Here is a 23,122-nt window from a genome sequence, read left to right on the forward strand (position 1 = left end):
CGGGACCGAGTAGGTCTCGTTCGGATTACGAGCAGGTACGGTGTCAGGCATGACCGGCGTGGGTGACGACTCGCGCGGCCGCCTACTGGGCAGGCCGTGGCTAGTCGTCGGATTCGTCCTCGCCATCGGAGCCACCCTCGCACTGGTGCTCAGCGACGACCTCCGCTATCTCCGCCTGGGGATCGTCGCCGCCCTCTGGGCTGCCCTGATCGGCGCATTTCTCGCCGTGAAGTACCGCAAGCACGCGGCACAGAGCGAGGAAGCGGTCACCGAGGCGCAGGCTGTGTACGAGCTGGAGCTGGAACGCGAGATCGCGGCCCGGCGTGAATTCGAGCTGGAGGTGGAGGCGGAGAACCGCAGCACCGCCGACTCCCGCAGCCGCGAGGAGCTGGAGGCGCTGCGCGCCGAGGTGTCCGCGCTGCGCGACAGCCTCCAGTCGCTGTTCGGCGGCGAGGTGCTGCTCGAACGCGTCGCGCTGACCGCGCAGGCGACTCGCATGCGCAAGCTCTCCGACGAAAACCGCCTGGTCACCGACGGCGCCCCGAAGAAGAAGCCGGCCCAGCTGATGGCCGCGCGCAAGCCCGTCAACGAAGGCGGCGAGCGGCCGACCGAGCTGATCGACCGGGTGCTCGACGAGCGCCGTCGCAAGGCGTCGGGCGGCAAGCCCGCGAACGGCAAGGGCAAGAACAGCAAGGGATTCGGCGGGAAGCCGGCGCCGAAGGGCCCGGCGAACGTCAACGCGCAGAGCACCCAGCAGATCTCGCGGCCGGCGCCGCTGAGCGAGCGGCGGCCGCCGGTGCCACCGGTCGACCCGGCGCTGAACGCCGCGCAGCGCGAGCTGAAGGCCGCCGAGCTGCGTGCCGAGGCGGCCCGCCGCCAGGCCGAGTCGCAGCCGATGCGGCTGCCCAAGCCGGACGAGGTCGCGAAGGAGCGCCGTCCCGAGGCCGCCGCCGAGCCGACGCGCCAGGTGCCGCGGCCCGAGCCGAAGACCGAGATCCGCCGGCCGGCGGAGCCGAAGACGGAGATCCGCCGTCCCGAGCCGCCGCCCGCGCGGCGCGCGGAGCTGTCGCGCCCGGCGATGCGGCCGGCCGAGGTTTCGCGGCCGGACCTGCCGCGCGTCGAGGCGCCGCGGCCGGGCGAGGTTTCGCGATCGGACATCCCCCGGGTCGAGCGGTCGATGCCGGCGATCCCGCGGGTGGAGATGTCGCGTCCGGATATTCCGCGGGTGGAGCGGTCGATGCCGGCCATTCCGCGGGTGGAGATGTCGCGTCCGGATATTCCGCGGGTGGAGCGGTCGATGCCGGCGATCCCGCGGGTGGAGATGTCGCGTCCGGACATTCCCCGGGTGGAGATGTCGCGGCCGGACCTGCCGCGCGTCGGGAACGGTGCGCGCCCCAAGCCGCCCGAGCCGCCGCGGCCGGCGCCCGCCCGGCCGGCGCCGCCGGTGAAGCCGTCGGAGATGTCGCGGTCGGACATCCGGCCGGTGACCGACCTGAGCGCGGCCTTCCAGAACCGCGACGACTTCGCCGAGCGGCAGCGGCCGAACCGGCCGAAGCCGCCCGAGCCCAAGCCGGCGCCGATGCCGCGGGACGCCACGGCCTCGCGCAGCGACCTCCCAGTCGTCCCCCCGACGACGCCGGTGCCGAGCAAGAGCCCGGCGCCGCGGCAGCCGTCGCGCACCGACCTGCCCCCGGTGGTCCCGCCGACCACGCCGGTCCCGGCCGCCGACGGCCGTCGTCCGTCGCGGCTGGAGCAGTTCTCGCGGGCCGACATGTCGCCGATCCTCGACGAGCCCGCGTCGCGCCACGGCGGTTCGCACCGCGCGCCGGCCGAGGCCGCGCAGGCGGAGGCCCCGGGCGTCAACCCGACGTTGCCGGAGTCGGTGCGCAACTACCAGGGCCGTTCGGGCGGCCGCCGTCGCAAGCCGGACGACTCGCAGCAGATGCCCGCGGTCCCGGCCCCGGACCCGACGGGTGGCGGCCGCCGCCGTCGCCCGGACGGCGAGCCCCCGGCGTGGGAGGGCATGGTGGCCGAGCGGGCATCGATGTCCCGCCGCGGCATGACCCCGGTCGACCCGGCGGACGTGGAGCAGAACGGCCACAACGGCAACGGCCACGCCCGCAACGGCAACGGCCGCCGAGCGGCGGAGCCGGCCCCGGGCAGCGGTTCGCACACGGCGGGCCGTTCGGTGAGCGAGCTGCTGGCGGCCAACGGCGGCACGGGCTCGACGCCCCGTCGCCGTCGCCGCGCCGAGGACTGACGTTCAGCCACGGCCGCCGCGGGGGACTGAGCCCCGGCGGTGGTCGCTGCGCACTGGGCGTTGGCGGCGGTCGCCCTTACCGCCTGCTCTGAGCGCCAGCCTCAAGCGCCCCAATGTGGCGTTGGGTGCGTTGGGCGCACCGAACGCCACGTTGGGTGCGTTGGGCGCACCGAACGCCACGTTGGGTGCGTTGGATGCACCGAACGCCACGTTGGGTGCGTTGGATGCACCGAACGCCACGTTGGGTGCGTTGGATGCACCGAACGCCACTTTGGGTGCGCTCGATGCACCCAACGCCACATTGGGTGCGTGGCGGCCCGGCCGAGGCGCGAGCCACGCCGTGTGTGCCAGGTGGCGTTTCTCTTCCTGTCCGGTCTGCGTAGGGTGACCGGCTGTGAGCGGAACCCTCTCGCCCGCGACGGGACTCGACCGCGGACGGCGGCCTCGCCGGATCACCGTGCTGTTGCCGGTGCTCGGGCTGATCGTGGTCGCCCTGTGTGGCCTGTTCCTGTTCGGCCTGGCCACCGCGCGGGTCGGGCCGCTCGCCGTCACCATCGGCGTGCTCGCCGCGCTCGTGCCCGTCGCCGGCGTCGTCGCCGGGTTCCTCTGGGTCGACCGGTGGGAGCCCGAACCCGCGAAGTTCCTGCTCCTCGCCTTCGCGTGGGGCGCCTGCATCGCGACGATCACCGCGCTGCTCATCAACACCACCGCCGAAGCCGTCGGCGACGAGCTGCTCGGCAAGGGCACCGGCAACACCATCGCCGCGCTGATCTCCGCGCCCATCGTCGAGGAGGCCGCGAAAGCCCTCTTCGTCGTCCTCATCCTCTGGCGCCGGTCCAGTGAGTTCGACGGTGTCGTGGACGGCGTCGTCTACGCCGGGTTCAGTGCCGCCGGGTTCGCCTTCACCGAGAACATCTACTACTTCGGCCGCGCCTTCGCGGAGTACGGCTTCGGCGACGGGCACAGCCAGGGCGTCATCACGGCGTTCTTCCTGCGTGGCGTGCTCGCGCCGTTCACGCACCCGCTGTTCGCCGTGCTCACCGGCATCGGGATCGGCATCGCCGCGCGCACGACCACCAAGGCGATGAAGGTCGTCGCGCCGCTCGCCGGGTACCTGGCCGCCGTCTGCCTGCACGCGCTGTGGAACAGCGCCGCGCTGCTCGGCGGGTCGAAGTTCCTCACCGTGTACTTCCTGATCATGCTGCCGTTGTTCCTCGGCGTGGTCTACCTGGTCGTCCTGCAGCGACGGCGGGAGCAGCGGATCATCGCGACCGCCCTGCCGCACATGGCCGCGTCGCGCTGGATCGCGCCGTCGGAGGTCGAGCTGCTGGCCAGCCTGCCCGGCCGGCGCGCGTGGCGCCGCCAGGCGAAACGGCAGTCCGGGAAACAGGCCGCGAAAGCCGTCGCCGTCTACCAGGCGAGCGTCACCGAGCTCGCGTTCCTCGACCGCCGGGAGCTCACCACCGACGACGACCGGCAGCGTCAGAAGGAGCTGTTGCGCACGTTGAAGGCCGCCCGGGCGGAGGCGACGCGCCTCGCCGACGAGGCCGCCCGAGGGTGACCCGGTCCGGGTGAAGCTTGTCACCCGGGCTGAACGGTTCGCGCTCAACCGAGTTAGTCTCGCGCCGTTCGTCCGGTACCCGGAGCGGGACTGGAACGAGAGCAGAGGGAGTCTGCCAACCATGAGCGTCCACAGGCGCACGCCATGATGAGGCCCGCCCGCCTCGCGGTCGGTGTCGTGTCCGCCGGCCGGGTGGGCAGTGTGCTCGGGGCCGCGCTGGCCCGGGCGGGGCACACCGTGGTCGCCGCGTCGGGCCTGTCCGCCGCGTCGCTGGCCCGTGCCGAACGCCTCCTCCCCGACGTGCCCCTGCTGCCGCCCGACGAAACCGTCCGCCGGGCCGACCTGGTGCTGCTCGCCCTCCCCGACGACGCGCTGGCCGGGATGGTCCGCGGGCTCGTCGCCACCGAGTCGCTGCGGCCCGGGCAGATCGTCGTGCACACCTCCGGCGCGCAGGGCATCGACGTGCTCGCGCCGGCCGCCGAGGCCGGGGCGCTGCCGCTCGCGCTGCACCCGGTGATGACGTTCACCGGCCGCGAGGAGGACCTCGAGCGGCTGGCGGCGTGCAGCATCGGCGTCACCGCGACGGCCGACGACGACGCCGCCTGGAGCGTCGGCGAGGCCCTCGCGGTCGAGATGGGCGCCGAGCCGGTGCGCATCCCCGACTCCGCGCGAGCGCTCTACCACGCAGCGTTGACGCACGGCGCGAACCACCTGATGACACTGGTCGCCGACTGCGCGGAAGTCTTGCGCGAAGCGGGAATCGGGCACTCCGAACGCCTGGTGGCGCCACTGCTTTCGGCGGCGTTGGATAATGTGCTGCGACACGGCGACCGCGCGCTCACCGGCCCGGTCGCGCGTGGTGACGCCGGCACTGTCCGCAAGCACCTCGCAGTGCTGGCGGACCGGGCGCCGGACGTCGCGCCGGCCTACCGGGCGCTGGCCAAGCGCACGGTGGCGCGTTCTTCGGCTGCCGGGCTGCTGGACACCGCGGCCGCCAAAGACCTCACCGAACTCCTCGACGATCCCGCCGAAGGGCACCAAGACCAGTGACCACACCGAAATTCAGCCGCGGCACGTTGAACACGTTCGCCTCGCCCGAGCAGATGAGCCAGGTCAGCAAGGCCCTGCACGGCGTCGGCCGCAAGCTCGCGCTCGTGCCGACCATGGGCGCGCTGCACGCCGGGCACCGCGAGCTGATCCGCCGCGCGAAGCGGCTGCCGAACAACGTCGTGGCCACCTCGATCTTCGTCAACCCGCTGCAGTTCGGCGAGGGCGAGGACTTCGAGGCCTACCCGCGGCCGCTGGAGAACGATCTGGCCGTGCTGGGCGAGGACGGCGTCGAAATCGCGTTCACGCCGAGCGCCGACGCGCTTTACGGCGAAGGCGCGGCGGTCACCGTGCACCCCGGGCCGCTCGGCGAGGAGCTGGAGGGTGCGGTCCGGCCCGGCCACTTCGCCGGCGTGCTCACCGTCGTCGCGAAGCTGTTCAACCTGCTTCGCCCGGACTATGCGCTCTTCGGCGAGAAGGACTACCAGCAGCTGGTCCTGATCAAGCGGATGGTGCGGGACCTGAACATCGACACGCACGTGATCGGCGTGCCGACGGTGCGGGAGCAGGACGGGCTGGCGTTGTCGTCGCGCAACGTCTACCTGACGCCTGAACAGCGCGAAGACGCCATTGTCCTGTCGGCCGCCCTCACCGCGGGGGCGTTCGTCGGGCGGGACGGCGCCGAGGCGGTCCTCGAGACCGCGTGGAAGACCCTCGCCGCGCGGCCCGCGGTCGAGGTGGATTACCTGGAGTTGAGGGGAACCGACCTCGGGCCCGCGCCCGTCGACGGTGAGGCACGACTGTTGATCGCGGCCCGGGTGGGGAGTACCCGGCTGATCGACAACGTCCCGGTGTTGCTCGGCGCCGCTGTCGAGCACCCGGAGCGGCTGGACGCAGGGGAATAGGAGTCCACTATGTACCGCACCATGCTCAAGTCGAAGATCCACCGGGTCACCGTGACCCAGGCCGACCTGCACTACGTCGGCTCGGTCACCGTCGACCAGGACCTGATGGAGGCCGCGGACCTGCTGCCCGGCGAACAGGTGTCCATTGTGGACGTCACCAACGGCGCCCGGCTCGAGACCTACGTCATCAAGGGCGAGCGCGGCAGCGGCGTGCTCGGCATCAACGGCGCAGCGGCGCACCTGGTGCACCCGGGCGACCTGGTCATCCTCATTTCGTACGGCCAGATGGACGACGCCGAAGCGGCGACGTACGAGCCGCGCGTGGTGTTCGTCGACGCGGACAACCGGATCGTCCACCGGCACGCCGACCCCGGCTACGCGCCGGAGGGGTCCGGGCTGCTGTCCGGCACGGTGACGCTGCCGCCGGAGGACGACACGGCGGTGTTCCCGGTCGCGGAGACGGCGGACGCCCGCCGGCTCGACGCGCTGCTGCACGCGGAAAGCTGACCCGCTTGCTCCTCACCGTCGACGTCGGCAACACGAACATCGTGCTGGGCCTGTACTCCGGCAGCACGCTCGTCGGGGACTGGCGGATGCGCACGGACGCCCGCATGACGGCCGACGAGCTGGCGTTGACGGTGCGCGGCCTGCTGGGCCCGCACGCGGACGCGGTCACGGGGATCAGTGCCCTGTCGACGGTCCCGGCGGTGCTGCGCGAGCTGCGGGTGATGCTTTCGCGGTACTACGCGCGGGTGCCGAAGATCGTGGTGGAGCCGGGGGTGCGCACGGGAGTGGCGCTGCTGGTGGACAACCCGAAGGAGGTGGGCGCCGACCGCCTGGTGAACACGCTGGCGGCGCACCACCTCCACAGCACGGCGTGCGTGGTGGTCGACTTCGGCACTTCGACCAACGTGGACGCGATCTCGGCGCGCGGCGAGTTCCTGGGCGGCGCGTTCGCACCCGGGATCGAGATTTCGGTGGACGCGCTGGCGTTGCGCGCGGCGGCGCTGCGGAAGGTCGAGCTGGTGCCGCCGCGATCGGTGATCGGGAAGAACACCGTGGAGTGCCTCCAGTCGGGGATCCTGTACGGGTTCGCCGGGCAGGTGGACGGGCTGGTGAAGCGGATCGTCCGCGAGCTGTCCCCCGGCGGGACGGAACCGGTCGCGGTGCTGGCGACCGGCGGGCTGGCACCGCTGGTGATCGGCGAGTCGGAGACGATCACCGACCACGTGCCGGACTTGACTTTGCTCGGGCTGCGGCTGGTCTTCGAGCGCAACATCCGGCCTTGAGTCCGGAAGAAGTGCCGGAGCCGCCTCAGCCGCGGGCCAGCCGCCGTCGCTCCAGCGCGTACCCCAGCGCCGTCAACGCCAACGCCGGGAAAGCCACCTTGGCCTGGGGAAACCGCGCCTCACCGGGCGGGTCGACCGCCTTCGACCCCGGATAAGCCAGCGCCGAAATCTGCGTCACCCAGTACAGCGACGCCAGCACCGCCCCCGCGTCCAGGCCCTCGCGGCCCGACGGCGCCCGCCACAGCTACCACAAGCTCGTGGCTCCCAGCGCCAGCCCCAGGCTCATCGTCTGGCCGTTGTGGAACTTCGCGTGGGGTGGCCACGCCGGGTTCTTCACGTGGGTTTCGTTCCAGTCGGCGCGATAGGGGCCGACCGCCGTCACCAAAGACACCACCGAAATCAGGGCCCGGCCCAGGGATTTGCTCCGCATGACCGCAGTATCGAACTTCCACCTTGCTGGAGGTCAAGGCAGCAGTTTCAACCCGATCACGCCCGCGACGATCAGCACGAGACACGTGATCCGCGCCGCCGTCGCGGAGTCGCCCAGTGCGACCATCCCGTACAGCGCCGTGCCGATCGTGCCGATGCCGACCCAGACCGCGTAGCCCGTGCCGAGCGGGATCGTCCGCAGCGCGTACGCCAGGCCCGCCATGCTCAGCGCCAGCGCCACCACGAACGTGACCACCGCCGCCGGCCGGAAGAAGCCCTTCAGCGACGCGGCCCAGACGGTTTCCAGGATTCCGGACAGGACGAGGACGACCCAAGACATGACGAGCCCTTTCGCAGTGTTTTGAGGCACTGCGTCGTCTTGTCCTGACCGGGTACGACGCGCTCGTCCGGAACCTTCCGTGAAGGTCACTTCCGAAGCTAGCACGCCGCCGGTGACAAAGAATGTCTCACCGGCGGCGGGCGCGGAGGGCCAGCGTCTGCAACGGGAGGTCGAACTCGCCGTTCGCCGTCGCCGGATTCGACGCGAGGAACTCGCGCAGCCGCGTCAACAACGCCTGCCGCTTCTCCGGGGTCGAGACGATCACGAGCGAATACGTGGCGATCGTTTCCAGCAGGCTCTCGGCCGTGCGGCGTTGCACATGGCGAAACCGATCGCTTTCGAACATCTCGAACGCAGGGTGCTCGAACTGGCGCAAATCGTCGGTCGCCGCCGGGCGGCGGGCGCCGTCGCGGCCGAGTGCGGTGTACTCCGCGACCCACGGCACCGATTCGTCTTCGTAGTTCCACATCGGCACCAGCACGCCACCGGGCCGCAGCACGCGGCCGATCTCCGTCATCGCCGCCGGGACGTCGAACCAATGGAACGCCTGGCCGACGAAAACCGCGTCGACCGCGGCGTCGGGCAACGGGATCCGTTCCGCCCGGCCCGCCAGCGACGTCGCCGACGGCACCACCCGGCCCAGTTCGGCGCGCATTTCCGGGTCGGGCTCGACCGCCGTGACGGCCAGCCCGAGTTCGGCCAGACCGAGGGTGAGCTTGCCCGTTCCGGCACCCAGATCGAGCACGTGACGCGGTGTTCTCCTCGCCCCCGAAAGGCCCCACTCGATCGCCTCCCGCGGGTAATCGGGCCGGTGCTCGGCGTACGCGGCCGCTCGGCTGCCGAAGGAGGAAGCGCGCTCGGCGCGTGTGGGATCACTCACCCGGCCCAGGTTAATCGAGGGAAAGGAAAGGTAATCCGGTTGGCGTAGCGCGTGGCCGGGTTCGTACCCTATGGGCCATGACCGAAAACCCCGCTTCCACCAGCGAGCCCGCCGAAGACGAACTGCCCGAGCAGATGCGGGTGCGCCGGGAGAAGCGCGACCGGATCCTCGCCGAAGGGATCGATCCCTACCCGGTCGAGGTGCCCCGCACGCATTCGCTCGCCGAGGTGCGCGCGGCACACGAGGGCCTGCCCGTCGACACCGCCACCGGCGACGTCGTCGGCGTCACCGGCCGGGTCATGTTCCTGCGGAACACCGGCAAGCTGTGCTTCGCGAGCCTGCGCGAGGGCGACGGCACCGAGCTGCAGGCCATGATCAGCCTGGCGAAGGTCGGGGAAGACGCGCTCGCGGCGTGGAAGTCCGATGTCGACCTCGGCGACCACGTCTTCGTGCAGGGCGAGGTCATCACGTCCAAGCGCGGCGAGCTGTCCGTGATGGCCGACGCCTGGCGCATCACGTCGAAGGCGCTGCGCCCGCTGCCCAACGCCTTCAAGGACCTGGCCGAGGAGACGCGGATCCGCCAGCGCTACGTCGACCTCATCATGCGCCCGAAGGCGCGGGACGTCGTGCGCACGCGCGCCGGCGTGGTCCGGTCGCTGCGGGAGTCGTTCCACCGCCGCGGGTTCACCGAGGTCGAGACGCCGATGCTGCAGACGCTGCACGGCGGCGCCGCGGCGCGTCCGTTCGTCACGCACTCGAACGCGTTCGACCTGGAGCTGTTCCTGCGGATCGCGCCGGAGCTGTACCTCAAGCGCTGCGTCGTCGGCGGGATCGAGAAGGTCTTCGAGATCAACCGCAACTTCCGGAACGAGGGCAGCGACTCTTCGCACTCGCCGGAGTTCGCGATGCTCGAGTACTACGAGGCCTACGCGACCTACGACACGAATGCGGTGATGACCCGCGAGGTGATCCAGGAGGCCGCGCAGGCGGTGCTGGACACCCAGGTCGTCACCCTGCCCGACGGTTCGGAGTACGACCTCTCCGGCGAATGGACCACACTCGGAATGTACGAGTCGTTGTCCGATTCCCTCGGTGAAGAGGTGACGCCGGAGACGCCCGCCGCCAAACTGCACGGATTCGCGCAGGCCAGGGGCCTGGAAGTGGATCCGAAGCTCGGCCACGGGAAGCTCGTCGAGGAACTGTGGGAACACCTCGTCGGAGATCACCTGCACGCCCCGACGTTTGTCCGTGATTTTCCGCTGGAGACGTCGCCATTGACGCGGGAGCACCGCTCGCGCCCCGGCGTGGCCGAGAAGTGGGACCTCTACGTGCGCGGATTCGAACTCGCCACCGGATACTCGGAGCTGGTCGATCCGGCCGTCCAACGGGAACGGCTCACCGAACAGTCCCGGCTGGCGGCGCAGGGCGATAGCGAAGCCATGCGGCTCGACGAGGATTTCCTCCGTGCCCTGGAGTACGGAATGCCGCCGAGCGGCGGCGTCGGAATGGGGATCGACCGGCTCCTCATGGCGCTGACCGGTCTCGGTATCCGGGAGACGATCCTCTTCCCGCTCGTGCGGCCGGAATAACCCGGCCGTGTGGGATAGCCGTCGGTTATCCCAATGAGATTTGCGCTGCCCTCCCGAAGCGGGTATCAATGTTCTAGACAAAGTCTTCTGTCCCGGGGCTCGCCCCGTAACCAGATCATTGAGCAAGTCCCCGCAGGAGGAATCGGATGGCACAGAAGGTGCTCGTCTCGCTGGTCGACGACCTGGACGGCAGTGAGGCGGAAGAGACCGTCGAGTTCGGTTTGGACGGAGTCAGCTACCAGATCGACCTCTCCTCGGAAAACGCCGAGGAGTTGCGGGACGCCCTCGCCCAGTATGTCGAGCACGCCCGTCGCGCGGGTGGCCGCAAGCGTGCTTCGGTGCGCCCGGTCGCGGGTAAGGGTTCGGCCCGCCCGGCCGCCGTCGACCGGGAACAGAACCAGGCCATTCGGGCGTGGGCCCGCAAGAGCGGTTACGCGGTTTCGGACCGGGGCCGGATCCCGTCCGAGGTCGTCGAGGCGTACCACAAGAAGAACTGAGGGTTTTTCGGGCCGGCGCGCACGACGCCGATCGCGGGTCGCTGACCTGCGTCGTCCGGCGGGCGGCCCGGGACTTCCCGAAGCGGGGTTTGGCGGAGGCCGCCGGGCGAATTCGCCCGGCGGCTTTCTTCATGTCCGGTCGCTGTCCGGTTCCGGTTCGGCGGCCGCCCGCGCCGTTCGGGTGTACTCGGCGGGCGACTGGCCCGTCACGGTCCGGAAATCACGGATGAAGTGCGACTGGTCGCTATAGCCCAGCCGGACCGCCAGACCGGCGTAATCCGGGTCGCCTTCCGTGGCGATCCGCTGCGCGGCGTCGTTGAGGCGGTATATCCGGATCGCCCACTTGGGTGGGCAGCCGACGTGTTCGGCGAACAACCGCTGCACCGCGCGGGTGGTTAGTCCAGTATCCGCGCACAGTTGCGCCACCCGGGTAATTCCGGGATCGTGCGCGATTGATTCGACGGCCTCGACGGCTCGGCGCGCGGCCGGGGACAGGCGCACCGGTTTTGCGATCAGCAAGTTGTCGATCGCACGGACCATTTGCGCGTCGTCGGCCGCGGTCCGCACCGATTCCGCGGCGTCGATCGCCGTTGGCCCGAAAACGTCCGTGAGCGGGACAGCGCGGTCGGCGATGTCACTCACCGAGCGGCCGAGGAACGCGCGGAAGCTACCCGGCCGGAAACGCACGCCGAGGCCTTGGACGCGGCCTTCGAGGCGGTGGGAAAAGACGTCACGGCCCGGGCCGTGGACGCCGGAGGCGCCGGGGAAGAACGTGACGTGCACCGCGAGGTTCGGCAGCACGCGTTGTTCGTGGGCCGGTTTGCCGCGCAGGTCCCAGCGCAGCACCCAGTGGTAGTCGACGAATTCGGCCAGCTCGGGGGCCGGCGCGTGCCGCGTCAGCGTGAACATCGTGCGCGCCGTGGCCTCGGCCACGATGCCGCGCGGGATCCGGTGCTCGCCCACGCGCTCACGGTAGCTGTCGCATTTCTTCAAGACGGCTTCGCGGCTCCCGGGTTGGATCGCGGGATGACTGCCTCGCTCGTCCGGCCCGCCGCGGCCGAGTTCCTCCGGGTCGCCCACGCGGTGACCGACCTGTCCGCCCCCACGCCGTGCTCCGGCTACGACGTCCGCGGACTGCTCAACCACCTTCTCTACTGGGGCCCGTGGCTCGCCGCCGCGGGACGGCGAGAGGACCCGCCGTCGCCGGCCGCGACCGAGGCGGACGCGGGACTCGTCGGCGACGACTGGCTCGCGGCGCTGGAGAAGCAGACGGAGACCCTGGTGGACGTCTTCGGGACGCCGTCGGCCTGGGCCGGCGAGACGACGCTGGGCACGGCGCGGATGCCGGCGTCGGTGGTCGGCGACATGGTGCTGGGCGAGTTCGTCCTGCACGGCTGGGACCTGGCCCGGGCGAGCGGCCAGGAGCTGCGGTGCCCGCCGGAGACGGCGACAGCGGTGTTCGAGTCGGCCGTCGCGATGGGTGAGCAGGCGCGGTCGATGGGTGTTTACGGCCCGGCTGTCGATGTGTCGGGGGAGGCGTTGCCGCTGCAGCGGGCGCTCGGTGCCGCCGGGCGCGATCCGGCCTGGCCGCGCTGAGCCGTTCGCGGGCAACCGTCGCACTCCTGCTCGCCCGGGAGCAGGTACGAGAAGCAGCAGTTCTGCCGACGGCGGGTCCACTGGCGCTCGACCAGGCGCAACGTCGACGCCGAGGTCAGCGGCGGGTACCGCGCGTCGAGCACCAGCGCCGCGTCGGCCATGCCCGCGCCCTCGGCCGACGGCGTGCCGCCCTCCCGGCCTGCGCTCCACAGCGCGTTCTCCAGCGCGTCCGTCGCCGCCGCCCAGAGGGTTCGGGGGCCGAAGCGGCTCAGCGGTCCATACGCCTGGACGAACCGGGCCGCGTGGGCCGTGTAGCGGGCGCGCAGGACCGCCGCCAGCGCTCGCTCGTCGCGGACCGTCGTCGCGCCCGAGGTGGCCGAAGCGGGGTCGGTCGGGAGGCAGCAGAAACCGGTGCCGAGCACGGCCAGGCCGTCCGGGTACGGCTGGCCGTCGCCCAGGTGGAAGGCCAGGTCTTCGGGCCGGAGCGAGGGCACCCGCCGCTCGTGGTGCAGCAGCTGTGCGCCCACCTGTGCGGGTACGTGCAGGTACCACGCGACCAGGTACGCGTCGGCGGTCCGGGACGGCGCTTCGTCGAACTCGCGCAGCAGCCAGCCCGACAGCCGCGTCCGCCACTCGTCCAGGTCCGAAAGGGCCGCTGAGCAGCGGGTCCAGCCCGAAGGGACGTCGTGGCGCAGCGCGAGGCGCCGCAGCGACGCGCTCAGGCCGTCGCCGAGTTCGCGGGTGCGCTGCTGGTTCACCGCCGTCCTCCCGATTGTGATTAGGCGTGCCTAACCTAACAGGATCCGCCGATCGGGTGGTCGTCGCCGCCGGGTCTCCCAGGGTGCGGGCTGTTCGCGGTGAGCGGACACCGCGCGAACGGCGGAATCCGAGCGGCCGCCCGTTCGTTGTGCTCGACGTAAAGGTGCAGGGCAACCTGAAGATGGGCGCACCCGGAGGAACGCACGTCCGGGTGCGGAAAAGGCCACGAAGAGCCGTAGTGGTACGCCAGCGCGACCGCTTGGCTACTAGAGTGGTCTCACGGTGCTGAATCCATCGCGGTGAAAGCACGATGGATAACGGGCCGCCGGCGCAGCAGTCGAGGGAGTGCACATGTTCGAGAGGTTCACCGACCGCGCGAGGCGGGTGGTCGTTCTGGCTCAGGAAGAAGCCAGGATGCTCAACCACAACTACATCGGCACCGAGCACATCCTCCTGGGTCTGATCCACGAGGGTGAGGGTGTCGCCGCCAAGGCGCTGGAGTCGCTGGGCATCGCCCTGGAGGGCGTGCGCCAGCAGGTCGAAGAGATCATCGGCCAGGGTCAGCAGGCGCCGAGCGGGCACATCCCGTTCACGCCGCGGGCGAAGAAGGTGCTGGAGCTGTCGCTGCGCGAAGCGCTGCAGCTCGGCCACAACTACATCGGCACCGAGCACATCCTGCTCGGCCTGATCCGCGAGGGCGAAGGCGTCGCCGCGCAGGTCCTGGTCAAGCTGGGTGCGGACCTCAACCGGGTCCGCCAGCAGGTGCTGCAGCTGCTCTCGGGTTACCAGGGCAAGGAATCCACCGAGACCGGTTCCGGCGGCCGCGGCGAGGGCACCCCGTCCTCCTCGCTGGTGCTCGACCAGTTCGGCCGCAACATGACCGTGCTCGCCCGCGAGGGCAAGCTCGACCCGGTCATCGGGCGCGGCAAGGAGATCGAGCGGGTCATGCAGGTCCTGTCCCGCCGGACCAAGAACAACCCGGTCCTGATCGGCGAGCCCGGCGTCGGCAAGACCGCCGTCGTCGAGGGGCTGGCGCAGTCCATCGTCAAGGGCGAGGTGCCCGAGACGCTCAAGGACAAGCAGCTCTACACCCTCGACCTGGGCTCCCTGGTCGCCGGCTCGCGCTACCGCGGTGACTTCGAAGAGCGCCTGAAGAAGGTGCTCAAGGAGATCAAGACCCGCGGCGACATCATCCTGTTCATCGACGAGCTGCACACGCTGGTCGGGGCGGGTGCCGCCGAGGGCGCGATCGACGCGGCTTCGATCCTGAAGCCGATGCTCGCCCGCGGTGAGCTGCAGACGATCGGCGCGACCACGCTCGAGGAGTACCGCAAGTACATCGAGAAGGACGCCGCTCTCGAGCGCCGGTTCCAGCCGATCCAGGTCGGCGAGCCGTCGCTGGAGCACACGATCGAGATCCTCAAGGGCCTGCGCGACCGGTACGAGGCGCACCACCGCGTCTCGATCACCGACTCGGCGCTGGTCGCCGCCGCGACCCTGGCGGACCGGTACATCAACGACCGGTTCCTCCCGGACAAGGCGATCGACCTGATCGACGAGGCCGGCGCCCGGATGCGCATCCGCCGGATGACCGCGCCGCCGGACCTGCGCGAGTTCGACGAGAAGATCGCGAACGTCCGCCGCGACAAGGAGTCCGCGATCGACGCGCAGGACTTCGAGCGGGCCGCCCGCCTGCGTGACGAGGAGAAGACCCTCCTCGGCCAGAAGGGCGAGCGGGAGAAGCAGTGGAAGGACGGCGACCTCGACGTCGTCGCCGAGGTCGACGACGAGCAGATCGCGGAGGTGCTGGCCAACTGGACCGGCATCCCGGTGTTCAAGCTGACCGAGGAGGAGACCACCCGGCTGCTGCGCATGGAGGAAGAGCTCCACAAGCGCATCATCGGCCAGGAGGACGCGGTCAAGGCCGTCTCGCAGGCGATCCGCCGCACGCGTGCCGGTCTGAAGGACCCGAAGCGCCCGTCGGGCTCGTTCATCTTCGCCGGCCCGTCCGGTGTCGGTAAGACCGAGCTGTCGAAGGCGCTGGCGGCGTTCCTGTTCGGCGAGGACGACGCGCTCATCCAGATCGACATGGGTGAGTTCCACGACCGCTACACCGCGTCGCGGCTGTTCGGTGCCCCTCCCGGCTACGTCGGCTACGAAGAGGGCGGCCAGCTGACGGAGAAGGTGCGTCGCAAGCCGTTCTCGGTGGTGCTGTTCGACGAGATCGAGAAGGCGCACCAGGAGATCTACAACACGCTGCTGCAGGTGCTGGAAGACGGCCGCCTGACCGACGGTCAGGGTCGCACGGTCGACTTCAAGAACACGGTCCTCATCTTCACGTCCAACCTGGGCACGTCGGACATCTCCAAGTCCGTCAGCCTCGGGTTCGCCGGTGCCAACGACACCACGAACCGGTACGAGAAGATGAAGCAAAAGGTCAACGAGGAAATGAAGAAGCATTTCCGCCCGGAGTTCCTGAACCGGATCGATGACATCATCGTGTTCCACCAGCTGACCCAGGACCAGATCATCGAGATGGTCGACCTGATGATCGGCCGCGTCGAGACGCAGCTCAAGGCCAAGGACATGGACCTGGAGCTGACGTCGAAGGCGAAGGGCCTGCTGGCCAAGCGCGGGTTCGACCCGGTGCTGGGCGCTCGCCCGCTGCGCCGGACGATCCAGCGCGAGATCGAGGACCAGCTGTCGGAGAAGATCCTCTTCGGCGAGGTCGAGCCCGGCCAGATCATCCTGGTCGACGTCGAAGGCTGGAGCGGCAACCCCGAGGACAAGGACGACCAGGCGCACTTCACCTTCCGCGGTGAGCGCAAGCCGTCGTCGGTCCCGGACGCCCCGCCGGTCAGCATCGGCGCGGGCCACGAAGAGCAGGGCGGCGAAGCCGAAGGCGAGTGATCGCCGGCTGAGCAGCACGCAGGAAGGGCGGTTCCCCGGTCGGGGAGCCGCCCTTTCCGCTGTCCTGACCCCGAGCGCCCCAATGTGGCCTTGGTTGCGTCTGACGCACCGAAGGCCACATTGGGGCGCATGAGACGATGCCCGCGGGCCTTGGGAGGGGAAACCGCGTGGACGTGCTGTCGATCGACTTCGGGACATCCAGCACCGTCGGGGTTCTCTCCGCCTTCGGACGTGGGCCGCGGGCCATCGAGGTCGACGGGTCGGTCACCATGTCCTCCGCCGTCTTCGCCGGCGAAGACGGGCTGCTCGTCGTCGGGCAGGACGCCGAGCGGCGGGCCCGGCTCGATCCCAGCCGGTTCGAACCCAACCCCAAGCGCCGCATCGACGAGGGCGTCATCCAGCTCGGCGAAACCCGGGTCGACCTCACCGACGCTTTCGCCGCCGTCCTGCGGCGGCTCGGCGAGGAAGCCGAACGGCAGCTCGGCCGCCCGCCCGCGCAGACGCGGATCTCGCACCCCGCCGGCTGGGGCGTCACGCGGCAGGGCGCGATCCGCACCGCCGCCGCCAAGGCCCGGCTGCTCGACGTGCGGCTCATCCCCGAGCCCGTGGCCGCTGCCGCGCACTACGCCAGTCTCGGGAACTCCGCGCACGGCCCGATCGGCGTCTACGACCTCGGGGCCGGCACCTTCGACTGCGCCGTCGTCGGCGTGAGCACGCAGGGCTTCGCCGTGCTCGCCGAAGACGGCCTGTCCGACCTCGGCAGCCTCGACATCGACCAGGCGCTGCTCGTCCACATCGGCCGCTCGGTCTCGCACGCCGACCCGGCGCAGTGGCAACGCCTGCTGCGCCCGCAGTCCACCGCCGACCGCCGCAACCGGCGCGCGCTGCTGCAGGACGTCCGCGACGCCAAGGAAAGCCTCTCCCGGCACACCCGGACCCACGTGCCGATGCCCGAGCCGTTCGGCGACGTCCTCGTCAGCCGCGACGAGCTCGAAGCGCTCGTGCGGCCCAGCCTGCTGCGCAGCGCCGAGCTGCTCGGCGCGACCATCGGCCGCGCCGGCCTGACCCCGGCGCAGCTCGGCGGCATCTACCTCGTCGGCGGGCCGAGCCGGATGCCGTTGCTGGCCACGCTCCTCGGCCGTCAGCTCGGCGTCGTGCCGACCACGCAGGACCAGCCCGAGACGGCCGTCGCGTTCGGCCTGCAGCACGTGCCCCTCGGCGGCGAAACCGACCTCACCGTGCCCGCCTTCGCGCCCGTCCGGCCGCCGGTCGCGCCGCCACCGCCGGCGTGGCCGCAGCAGGCCGTCCGGCTGCCGCGGTACGCCCCGCCACCGCCGCCCGCGAAGCCGCGGCGCAACCTCAAGCCGTGGCTCATCGCGCTCGCCGCGCTCGTGGTCGTCGCGGTGGTCGTCACCGTCGTCGTCCTCACCACCCGCGGTGAATCGGCCGCCCAGTCCACAGTGGACTGCACGACGACGACGGACCGCGACCGCGACGGGTTCACGCCCTGCCTGCGGGCGCTCGCCGGCACCGTCCCGGACCACGCCACCTGCGTGCACGCCGACTCCGTTGGCGAGATGGTGCACGCGAAGATCGCGGTCTCCTGCGGGCTCGGCAAGGGTGACGTCGTCGCCTACTACCAGGGCATCACCATGGCCGACCTCGAGGCGAACGCGAAGGTGCAGATGGGCCAGGGGGAGCTCAAGGGCGGCACCTGGGACGGCGGCGGGCTGCACGGCCGGTACCTCGCCGGGGCCGGCGAGGTCACGTCGGTCATCCTGTTCGGCGCGGACGACCGCCAGGCCGCCGCGCTCTACTTCTCGATCGCCGGCCCCGCCGACCTGCCCGCCTACTTCGAGAGCGACCTCAAGCCGGCCTGACGGCTCACCACGCCTGGTCCATCCGCGGGCCGCGGCCGTAGTAGTCGTCGTCGGCCACCGGGCCGGCCGGTGGCGCGGCCGGCGGGGCGTCCTCGGACCGGTCCTTGAGCACGACGTCGTCCCGCTCGGCCGGCCCCGGCCGCGGCGCCGCGGCCGGGGCCGGGGGGAGCGGGGTCGGCTCGAACTCCACCCGCCAGCGCAGCCGGTCCATCAGGTAGCCGCCGGTGCCCAGGGGCGCCAGCAGTTGCCCGGTCCGCTTCGCCGACTCACGCTGCGCCTCGATGTACGTCCGCAGCACGGTGTCCGCGATCTGGGCCGGCGACATCTCCGAGACGGCGTCGCCGAGCCGGAGCCGGGTCAGCACGCCGTCGGTGTTGACCGCCAGCGAGACGACGCCGTCCGGGGACGTCGCCGTCGCCGTCAGCGCCGACAGCTCGGCCAGCAGCGTTTCGCGGTCCGGTTGCTCAGCCATCCAGCCTCCCCGCGTGCGTCGCCCCGCTCGACAGCTCGCCGTCGCGGCCGATGTCGACGTTCTCGTCACGGACGTTCTTCTCCGTCTGCCGAGAGGTGTGGCTGGTCTCGAAGTTGCTCGGGTCGAAGCTCGAGCCCGGGCTGACGTCCGGCGCTTCGGGGATCGGCGGCAGGTCGACGGCCTCGTCGTTGACGCGGTCGGCCAGGCTCTGCGCGGCTTCGCCGGCGGCGTCGCGGATCTTGTCCGCGCTCTTGATGAAGCTGCCGTAGAGGTCGAACGCGTTGTCGCCCTCGATCTCCGCCTGGTTGGACACCACCGCGGTGATCGCGCCACCGGCGGCGTTGCCGGCGATCAGCGCGCCGTCGGCCGCGGTGAACAGCGCCGCGCCGGGCGCGGCGCCCACCCCCGCGGTGGCCACCGTGAGCAGCCCGGCGACCGCGCCCGCGAACGTCGCCGCGAGCACCTTCGACGCCGCGGCCTCGCGCTGGCGTTCCTTCGCTTTCTGGTAGTCCTCGGCCGTCTGCCGGAACGTCGTGCCGAGGCTGTTGAGGTCCTGGCGGGCCGACGCGATCGCTTCGCGGGCCGCGACGAGGTCGCTCTCCAGCACGGTGATCTTCGACGTGACCGCCGTGAAGGTGTCGGCCAGCTCGTTGAGGTACGCCTTGACCTCGTTGGCCGCCGAACCACGCCACTCGGTGAGGAACTGGCGGGCGTCGTCGAGCTTCGGCTTCGAGTCGCGCTGCAGCTGCTTCCAGATCGCGTCGTGCTGCATGATCATGTGCTGCAGGCCGCCGGTCGACTCGTGGTCGATGTCGCCGTCGGAGAACTCGCGGTAGTACGCGGCGATGTCGTCCTGCATCTCCGCGTAACCCTTGTCGTCCGGGCGGGCGACGCCGAAGATCCAGTCGGTGTACTTGAGGATCTCGAGGCCGGTGAGCGCGTCGTTCGCGCCGTCGCGCAGGTCGTCGGAGACGCCTTCGAGCAGCTCCGCGCGGCGGTCGTCGCCGCCGGACATCGGCTGGGCGTCGAGCCCGGTGTCGAAGTAGCCGTCCACGCCCTCAGTTCCCTTCCAGGTTCGCGGCCGCGCGGTGCACGCGCTGCTTCGCGTCTTCGTCGGCCTGCTCGTACAGGTCCGCGACGGACATCAGCGCGCGGCCGGTGTCCTGCGTGGTCTCGTGCAGCTGCGCGACCAGCTTCTGGATCTTGGCCAGGTGGTCGTTGTAGGCCTTGGCGACCACCGGCATGCCCAGCGACCGCCCGAAGGCGTTGTGCGCGGGCAGCATCCCGGTGATGCCGCCGAAGAGGCCGCCGCCGCCGTCCGAGGTCAGCGGGACGTCCTGGCCGCGCAGGCCATTGGACGCGGTTTCCGCGGCCCCCGCGGCCTCCAGCAGCGCGCGGGCGGAGTCCCGGAGATCCTGCAGGTCGGTCTCGAAACCGATCATCGTTCACCTCTTGTTCGGGCGGGCGTCCCGCCATGTAAACACCGTTCGATCGCCCGGCAGGGTGATTCGCGGGTGGTGTGCCCCAGATCACGGGAGGGCCGCCGTACCGCCGAACGGGCGAATCTCGTACCTGCCCGCGACGGCCGGCGCTCTTACCTGCATGAGCACCGTCACGAAGCCTCGCGCGCCGACCGTGCGGACGCGGCTGCGCGAGGCGAAACGCTTCTCCTGGACCGGTTTCGGCGTCACGGTCGCGGCGTCGCTGCTCGGCGCGCTGGTCCCGGCCGCGATCGGCGCCGGCCCGAACGCGACGCTGATTTCGACGCTGTTGGTCACGGTCCTCGCGGCCGGCGGCTTCACGGCCAAGGACGCCAGCGCGGCGCGCGGCATCAAGGCGATCGCGATCGTGCTGCTGGCCGCGGGCGCGTTGACCCTGACGGTCACCGGCGTGACGGTGCTCGACCTCGCCCGCGGCCGCCCGGCGACGTTCCCGGTGGTGCCGGACGCGGGTGACGCGGCACCGCGGGTGCTCGTCCCGGCATCGGTCACGTGCGGCACCACCCCGGTCGGCACGACGACGACGTGCACGGTGGCGGTCCGCAGCGTCGGCGCGAGTGCCCTGCGGGTGACCGGAGCCGAGCTGGACGACGCCGAGTTCGCGGTGGACGCAAGCGCGTGCGTCGGCCGCGATGTGGTGCCAGGCAGGCGGTGCACGCTGGTGGTGCGCTTCACGCCGCTCGGCGTCGGTGATCGGGTGGCGGATTTGACGGTGCGGCACAACGTCCCGGGCCCGGCGGCGTTCGTCGAACTCACCGGCCGCGGCGGCTAGCCGGGCGCGCACGCCCCATGAAGGAGCCGGGTGGTCATCCCGTCGCCTGAGGCCGTGAAATCACTTTGAGCCGGGCCCGCAACCACCCGCCCAGAGCAGGACGAGAGGCCAAGCTTGCGGGCCCGGCTCAAAGTGATAGGCCTCAATCAGGCGACGGGATGACCACCCAGCGGCCCACCTCTCAAAGGTGAGGCGACAGCGGCAAGAGAGAGGCCATCCCAGAGCCTGCCCGTCCGGCGAGGACATTCTTTTGCTCTCGAACCCGCGGCAGAGGAAAGGTCAATGCTCCGCGCCGCCGGTGACGGCCAGGTCCTCCGTCGTCTTCAGCGCCGTGTCCACCAGGACCTCCAGCGCGACCGCCACCCGGTCCACGCCCAGTGAAGCGCCGGGCTTGCCCGACGCCGCGACCTGCTCCGGGCTGAACGGGACGTGCACGAAACCGCCGCGCAACTCGGAAAAATGATGCCGCAGGCCGTAGAACACCTGGTTGCACACGTACGTCCCCGCGGTGTGGGAGACCGCCGCCGGGACGCCCGCCGCGCGGATCGCCGCCACGCACGCCTTCACCGGCAACGACGTGAAGTACGCCGCGGGCGCGCCGGGCACCACCGGGACGTCCACCGGCTGCGCGCCCGCGTTGTCCGGGATGCGGGCGTCGATCAGGTTGATCGCGACGCGCTCCAAGCTCACCTCGAGCCGGCCACCCGCCTGGCCGACGCACACGACCAGCGAAGGCCGGTGCTCCTCGACCGCGGCCCGCAACGCCGGCAGCGACGCCTCGAACGCGCACGGCAGCTCCACCGCGGCGACGTCGTCGCGGCGGGCGCCGACCAGGGAAACCGCCTGCCACGACGGGTTCACCGGCTCGCCGCCGAACGGCTCGAACCCCGTCAACAGCACCTTGGCCATGCACCCTCCCCGAACCGGAACGCCGAACGCCGAACGCCGTGAGGGCCACCCTACGACGGCAGGGTGGCCCTCACGAAGGGTCGAACTCAGGCGGCGGGCTTCAGACCACCCGGGAAGAGGTACTGGTCGGCCGGCTTGCCGGCGCCGTAGACCCACGCGTCGAAGAACCCCTGGAGGTTCTTGTGCGCGACCTTCTCGGTGTAGCGCTGGAATTCCTGCATGCTCGCGTTCCCGTTGCGGTGCAGCGCCGGCCAGGTCGAAAGGACCCGGGAGAACGCCTGCTCGCCGACGTAGTTGCGCAGCGCGTGCAGCATCATCGGGCCCTTCGAGTACACGTACGTGAACTCGTTGCCGGCGCCCATGTCGTAGAGCTTGCCGTTCCAGAACGCCGTCGACGCCTTCTTGACGTCGTCCGCGTACTGCTTGTTCAGGTCGACGCCCTCCTGCGCCTCGTCCCAGAGCCACGTCGCGTACGACGCGAAGCACTCGTTGAGGCAGACGTCCTTCCAGTGCTCGACCGCCACCGAGTCGCCGTACCACTGGTGGGCGTTCTCGTGGACGATCGTCGGCACCGTGCCGGCCCAGCCCGCGGAGTAGATCGGCCGGCTCATCGTCTCCAGCGAGAAGCCGATCTGCTCGTTGAGGAAGATGCCGCCCGCCGCGTCGATCGGGTACTTGCCGAACTTCGACTCGAGGAAGTCGAGGATCTCCGGCAGCCGCGCTTCGGCCTGCTTCGTCGAGTCGGGGACGCCGGGGGCGAACGCGCTGACGATCGGGGTGCCGTCCTTGCGCTTCTGGCGGTCGAAGGTCCACTTGTCGATCGCGACCGTCGTCATGTACGGCACGATCGGCGTTTCCTCGGCCCAGACGTGCGTGGTGCCCTTCGGGGTCTTGATCGACGGCTTCTCGCGGCCGTTGGCGATCACGCCCCACTCGTCGGGCACGGTGATCGCGAGGTGGAACGTGGCCTTGTCGAGCGGTGTGTCGTTGACCGGGTACCAGGTCGTGGCCGACTTCGGCTCGCCGGCGGCGAACGCGCCGCCCGCCTGGGCGTACTGCCAGCCGTTGTTGCCGAGCGCCGGGTCGTCGATCGGCGCGGGCACGCCGTGGTAAGCGATCTTGGCCTCGAAGCGCTCGCCGCGGCGCAGCGTGCGCGCCGGCGTGATCACGAGCTCGTGGTCCCCGGTGCGGCTGAACTTCGCGTCGCGCCCGTCGATCTTCACCGAGTCGACGGTCAGGCCGCGCAGGTCCAGGTTGAACGAGCTGAGCGCCTGCGTCGCGCGGGCGGAGATGTCCTGCAGCCCGGTGAGCTGGTGCGACGCGGGGTCGTAGGTCACCTTCAGGTTGTAGTCGGCGACGTCGTAGCCGCCGTTGCCGTCCTGCGGGTAGTAGCTGTCGCCGGCGCCGTCGCTGCCGGGCTTGCCGGAGCCCCAGCCGTCGCCCGCGGCCGCGATGCCGGTGCCGAGGCAGAGGCTGGTGACGACGGCCGTCGCGAGCACGACCGTTTTCTGTCCCCTCATGAAGGCTC

21 protein-coding genes, 1 pseudogene and 1 riboswitch are annotated in these 23,122 nt (G+C 71.0%); of the genes and pseudogenes, 12 read left to right on the top strand and 10 right to left on the bottom strand.

The window, feature by feature from the left end:
• Positions 1–49 precede the first annotated feature (49 nt).
• The 6 genes from M8542_RS01385 to M8542_RS01410 all read left to right on the top strand — a co-directional run bounded on the left by M8542_RS01385 (position 50) and on the right by M8542_RS01410 (position 7,062).
• Positions 50–2,260 (top strand): DUF6779 domain-containing protein, encoded by a 2,211-nt coding sequence (locus tag M8542_RS01385; RefSeq protein ID WP_257918102.1) that lies wholly within the window; start codon positions 50–52, stop codon positions 2,258–2,260.
• Between the two features lie 457 nt (positions 2,261–2,717).
• Positions 2,718–3,821, top strand: a complete 1,104-nt coding sequence (locus M8542_RS01390) for a PrsW family intramembrane metalloprotease (protein WP_257918558.1) — start codon at positions 2,718–2,720, stop codon at positions 3,819–3,821.
• A 90-nt stretch (positions 3,822–3,911) separates the two neighbouring features.
• Positions 3,912–4,871, top strand: coding sequence for a Rossmann-like and DUF2520 domain-containing protein (locus tag M8542_RS01395; protein ID WP_372508468.1), 960 nt, complete (start codon positions 3,912–3,914; stop codon positions 4,869–4,871).
• Positions 4,868–5,773, top strand: a complete 906-nt coding sequence (panC, locus tag M8542_RS01400; protein WP_257918104.1) for a pantoate--beta-alanine ligase — start codon at positions 4,868–4,870, stop codon at positions 5,771–5,773. The genes M8542_RS01395 and panC overlap by 4 nt, the downstream gene beginning before the upstream one ends.
• Positions 5,774–5,782: 9 nt before the next feature.
• Entirely contained in the window at positions 5,783–6,280 is a 498-nt protein-coding gene (gene panD / locus M8542_RS01405) for an aspartate 1-decarboxylase (protein ID WP_257918105.1), read from the top strand.
• A gap of 5 nt (positions 6,281–6,285) precedes the next feature.
• Positions 6,286–7,062 (top strand): type III pantothenate kinase, encoded by a 777-nt coding sequence (locus tag M8542_RS01410; RefSeq protein ID WP_257918106.1) that lies wholly within the window; start codon positions 6,286–6,288, stop codon positions 7,060–7,062.
• 25 nt (positions 7,063–7,087) lie between these two features.
• On the opposite strand, the pseudogene M8542_RS50225 reads toward M8542_RS01410, so the two are convergent.
• The 3 genes and pseudogenes from M8542_RS50225 to M8542_RS01430 form a co-directional block, all read right to left on the bottom strand.
• Positions 7,088–7,492: pseudogene (locus M8542_RS50225) on the bottom strand (DUF6640 family protein).
• A gap of 33 nt (positions 7,493–7,525) precedes the next feature.
• Positions 7,526–7,831, bottom strand: coding sequence for a DMT family transporter (locus tag M8542_RS01425; RefSeq protein ID WP_257918109.1), 306 nt, complete (start codon positions 7,829–7,831; stop codon positions 7,526–7,528).
• Between the two features lie 28 nt (positions 7,832–7,859).
• Positions 7,860–7,922: riboswitch (guanidine-III (ykkC-III) riboswitch) on the bottom strand.
• 36 nt (positions 7,923–7,958) lie between these two features.
• Positions 7,959–8,711 carry a class I SAM-dependent methyltransferase gene (locus tag M8542_RS01430; RefSeq protein WP_257918110.1) on the bottom strand — a complete coding sequence of 251 codons (753 nt, stop codon included), beginning with the start codon at positions 8,709–8,711 and terminating at the stop codon, positions 7,959–7,961.
• A 77-nt stretch (positions 8,712–8,788) separates the two neighbouring features.
• Here M8542_RS01430 and lysS point away from each other — a divergent pair, with 77 nt between their 5' ends.
• Both lysS and M8542_RS01440 read left to right on the top strand, forming a co-directional pair.
• Positions 8,789–10,300, top strand: coding sequence for a lysine--tRNA ligase (gene lysS / locus M8542_RS01435; protein WP_257918111.1), 1,512 nt, complete (start codon positions 8,789–8,791; stop codon positions 10,298–10,300).
• Positions 10,301–10,446: 146 nt separating this feature from the next.
• The gene (locus M8542_RS01440; protein ID WP_257918112.1) at positions 10,447–10,797 is read left to right on the top strand and encodes a histone-like nucleoid-structuring protein Lsr2; all 351 of its coding nucleotides are present in this window, start codon (positions 10,447–10,449) and stop codon (positions 10,795–10,797) included.
• A gap of 129 nt (positions 10,798–10,926) precedes the next feature.
• On the opposite strand, the gene M8542_RS50230 is transcribed toward M8542_RS01440, so the two are convergent.
• Positions 10,927–11,877, bottom strand: a complete 951-nt coding sequence (locus M8542_RS50230; protein ID WP_257918113.1) for a helix-turn-helix domain-containing protein — start codon at positions 11,875–11,877, stop codon at positions 10,927–10,929.
• Between M8542_RS50230 and M8542_RS01450 the strand changes: the two genes are divergently transcribed.
• Positions 11,824–12,393: a TIGR03086 family metal-binding protein gene (locus M8542_RS01450; protein ID WP_257918114.1), complete on the top strand. Its 570-nt coding sequence runs from the start codon at positions 11,824–11,826 to the stop codon at positions 12,391–12,393. The genes M8542_RS50230 and M8542_RS01450 overlap by 54 nt on opposite strands.
• Here the strand turns inward: M8542_RS01450 and M8542_RS01455 are convergent.
• Entirely contained in the window at positions 12,303–13,151 is an 849-nt protein-coding gene (locus M8542_RS01455; protein WP_257918115.1) for a (2Fe-2S)-binding protein, read from the bottom strand. The genes M8542_RS01450 and M8542_RS01455 overlap by 91 nt on opposite strands.
• A gap of 352 nt (positions 13,152–13,503) precedes the next feature.
• Here M8542_RS01455 and M8542_RS01460 point away from each other — a divergent pair, with 352 nt between their 5' ends.
• Both M8542_RS01460 and M8542_RS01465 read left to right on the top strand, forming a co-directional pair.
• Positions 13,504–16,062 carry an ATP-dependent Clp protease ATP-binding subunit gene (locus tag M8542_RS01460; protein WP_257918116.1) on the top strand — a complete coding sequence of 853 codons (2,559 nt, stop codon included), beginning with the start codon at positions 13,504–13,506 and terminating at the stop codon, positions 16,060–16,062.
• Between the two features lie 167 nt (positions 16,063–16,229).
• Positions 16,230–17,942, top strand: a complete 1,713-nt coding sequence (locus tag M8542_RS01465; protein WP_257918117.1) for an Hsp70 family protein — start codon at positions 16,230–16,232, stop codon at positions 17,940–17,942.
• A gap of 4 nt (positions 17,943–17,946) precedes the next feature.
• On the opposite strand, the gene M8542_RS01470 is transcribed toward M8542_RS01465, so the two are convergent.
• The 3 genes from M8542_RS01470 to M8542_RS01480 are packed head-to-tail and all read right to left on the bottom strand — an operon-like array spanning position 17,947 to position 19,856.
• Positions 17,947–18,414, bottom strand: a complete 468-nt coding sequence (locus M8542_RS01470; RefSeq protein WP_257918118.1) for a YbaB/EbfC family nucleoid-associated protein — start codon at positions 18,412–18,414, stop codon at positions 17,947–17,949.
• Positions 18,407–19,468, bottom strand: a complete 1,062-nt coding sequence (locus tag M8542_RS01475; protein WP_257918119.1) for a hypothetical protein — start codon at positions 19,466–19,468, stop codon at positions 18,407–18,409. The genes M8542_RS01470 and M8542_RS01475 overlap by 8 nt, the downstream gene beginning before the upstream one ends.
• 4 nt (positions 19,469–19,472) lie before the next feature.
• Positions 19,473–19,856 carry a hypothetical protein gene (locus tag M8542_RS01480; protein WP_257918120.1) on the bottom strand — a complete coding sequence of 128 codons (384 nt, stop codon included), beginning with the start codon at positions 19,854–19,856 and terminating at the stop codon, positions 19,473–19,475.
• Positions 19,857–20,016: 160 nt separating this feature from the next.
• On the opposite strand from M8542_RS01480, the gene M8542_RS01485 reads away from it, so the two are divergent.
• Positions 20,017–20,685, top strand: coding sequence for an Ig-like domain-containing protein (locus M8542_RS01485; RefSeq protein ID WP_257918121.1), 669 nt, complete (start codon positions 20,017–20,019; stop codon positions 20,683–20,685).
• A gap of 279 nt (positions 20,686–20,964) precedes the next feature.
• On the opposite strand, the gene pcp is transcribed toward M8542_RS01485, so the two are convergent.
• Both pcp and M8542_RS01495 read right to left on the bottom strand, forming a co-directional pair.
• Positions 20,965–21,594, bottom strand: a complete 630-nt coding sequence (pcp, locus tag M8542_RS01490) for a pyroglutamyl-peptidase I (protein ID WP_257918122.1) — start codon at positions 21,592–21,594, stop codon at positions 20,965–20,967.
• A gap of 86 nt (positions 21,595–21,680) precedes the next feature.
• The gene (locus tag M8542_RS01495; protein ID WP_257918123.1) at positions 21,681–23,114 is read right to left on the bottom strand and encodes a M1 family metallopeptidase; all 1,434 of its coding nucleotides are present in this window, start codon (positions 23,112–23,114) and stop codon (positions 21,681–21,683) included.
• Positions 23,115–23,122: the final 8 nt, after the last annotated feature.

Origin of the sequence: Amycolatopsis iheyensis (assembly GCF_024703995.1) — a bacterium.
Lineage (GTDB): Bacteria > Actinomycetota > Actinomycetes > Mycobacteriales > Pseudonocardiaceae > Amycolatopsis > Amycolatopsis iheyensis.

Coding starts and splice junctions, on each gene's coding strand:
- M8542_RS01425 (WP_257918109.1), bottom strand. CDS start 7,831: ATGTCTTGGGTCGTCCTCGTCCTGTCCGGAATCCTGGAAACCGTCTGG.
- M8542_RS01440 (WP_257918112.1), top strand. CDS start 10,447: ATGGCACAGAAGGTGCTCGTCTCGCTGGTCGACGACCTGGACGGCAGT.
- M8542_RS01385 (WP_257918102.1), top strand. CDS start 50: ATGACCGGCGTGGGTGACGACTCGCGCGGCCGCCTACTGGGCAGGCCG.
- M8542_RS01450 (WP_257918114.1), top strand. CDS start 11,824: ATGACTGCCTCGCTCGTCCGGCCCGCCGCGGCCGAGTTCCTCCGGGTC.
- M8542_RS01460 (WP_257918116.1), top strand. CDS start 13,504: ATGTTCGAGAGGTTCACCGACCGCGCGAGGCGGGTGGTCGTTCTGGCT.
- M8542_RS01485 (WP_257918121.1), top strand. CDS start 20,017: ATGAGCACCGTCACGAAGCCTCGCGCGCCGACCGTGCGGACGCGGCTG.
- M8542_RS01480 (WP_257918120.1), bottom strand. CDS start 19,856: ATGATCGGTTTCGAGACCGACCTGCAGGATCTCCGGGACTCCGCCCGC.
- panD (WP_257918105.1), top strand. CDS start 5,783: ATGTACCGCACCATGCTCAAGTCGAAGATCCACCGGGTCACCGTGACC.
- pcp (WP_257918122.1), bottom strand. CDS start 21,594: ATGGCCAAGGTGCTGTTGACGGGGTTCGAGCCGTTCGGCGGCGAGCCG.
- M8542_RS01470 (WP_257918118.1), bottom strand. CDS start 18,414: ATGGCTGAGCAACCGGACCGCGAAACGCTGCTGGCCGAGCTGTCGGCG.
- M8542_RS01495 (WP_257918123.1), bottom strand. CDS start 23,114: ATGAGGGGACAGAAAACGGTCGTGCTCGCGACGGCCGTCGTCACCAGC.
- lysS (WP_257918111.1), top strand. CDS start 8,789: ATGACCGAAAACCCCGCTTCCACCAGCGAGCCCGCCGAAGACGAACTG.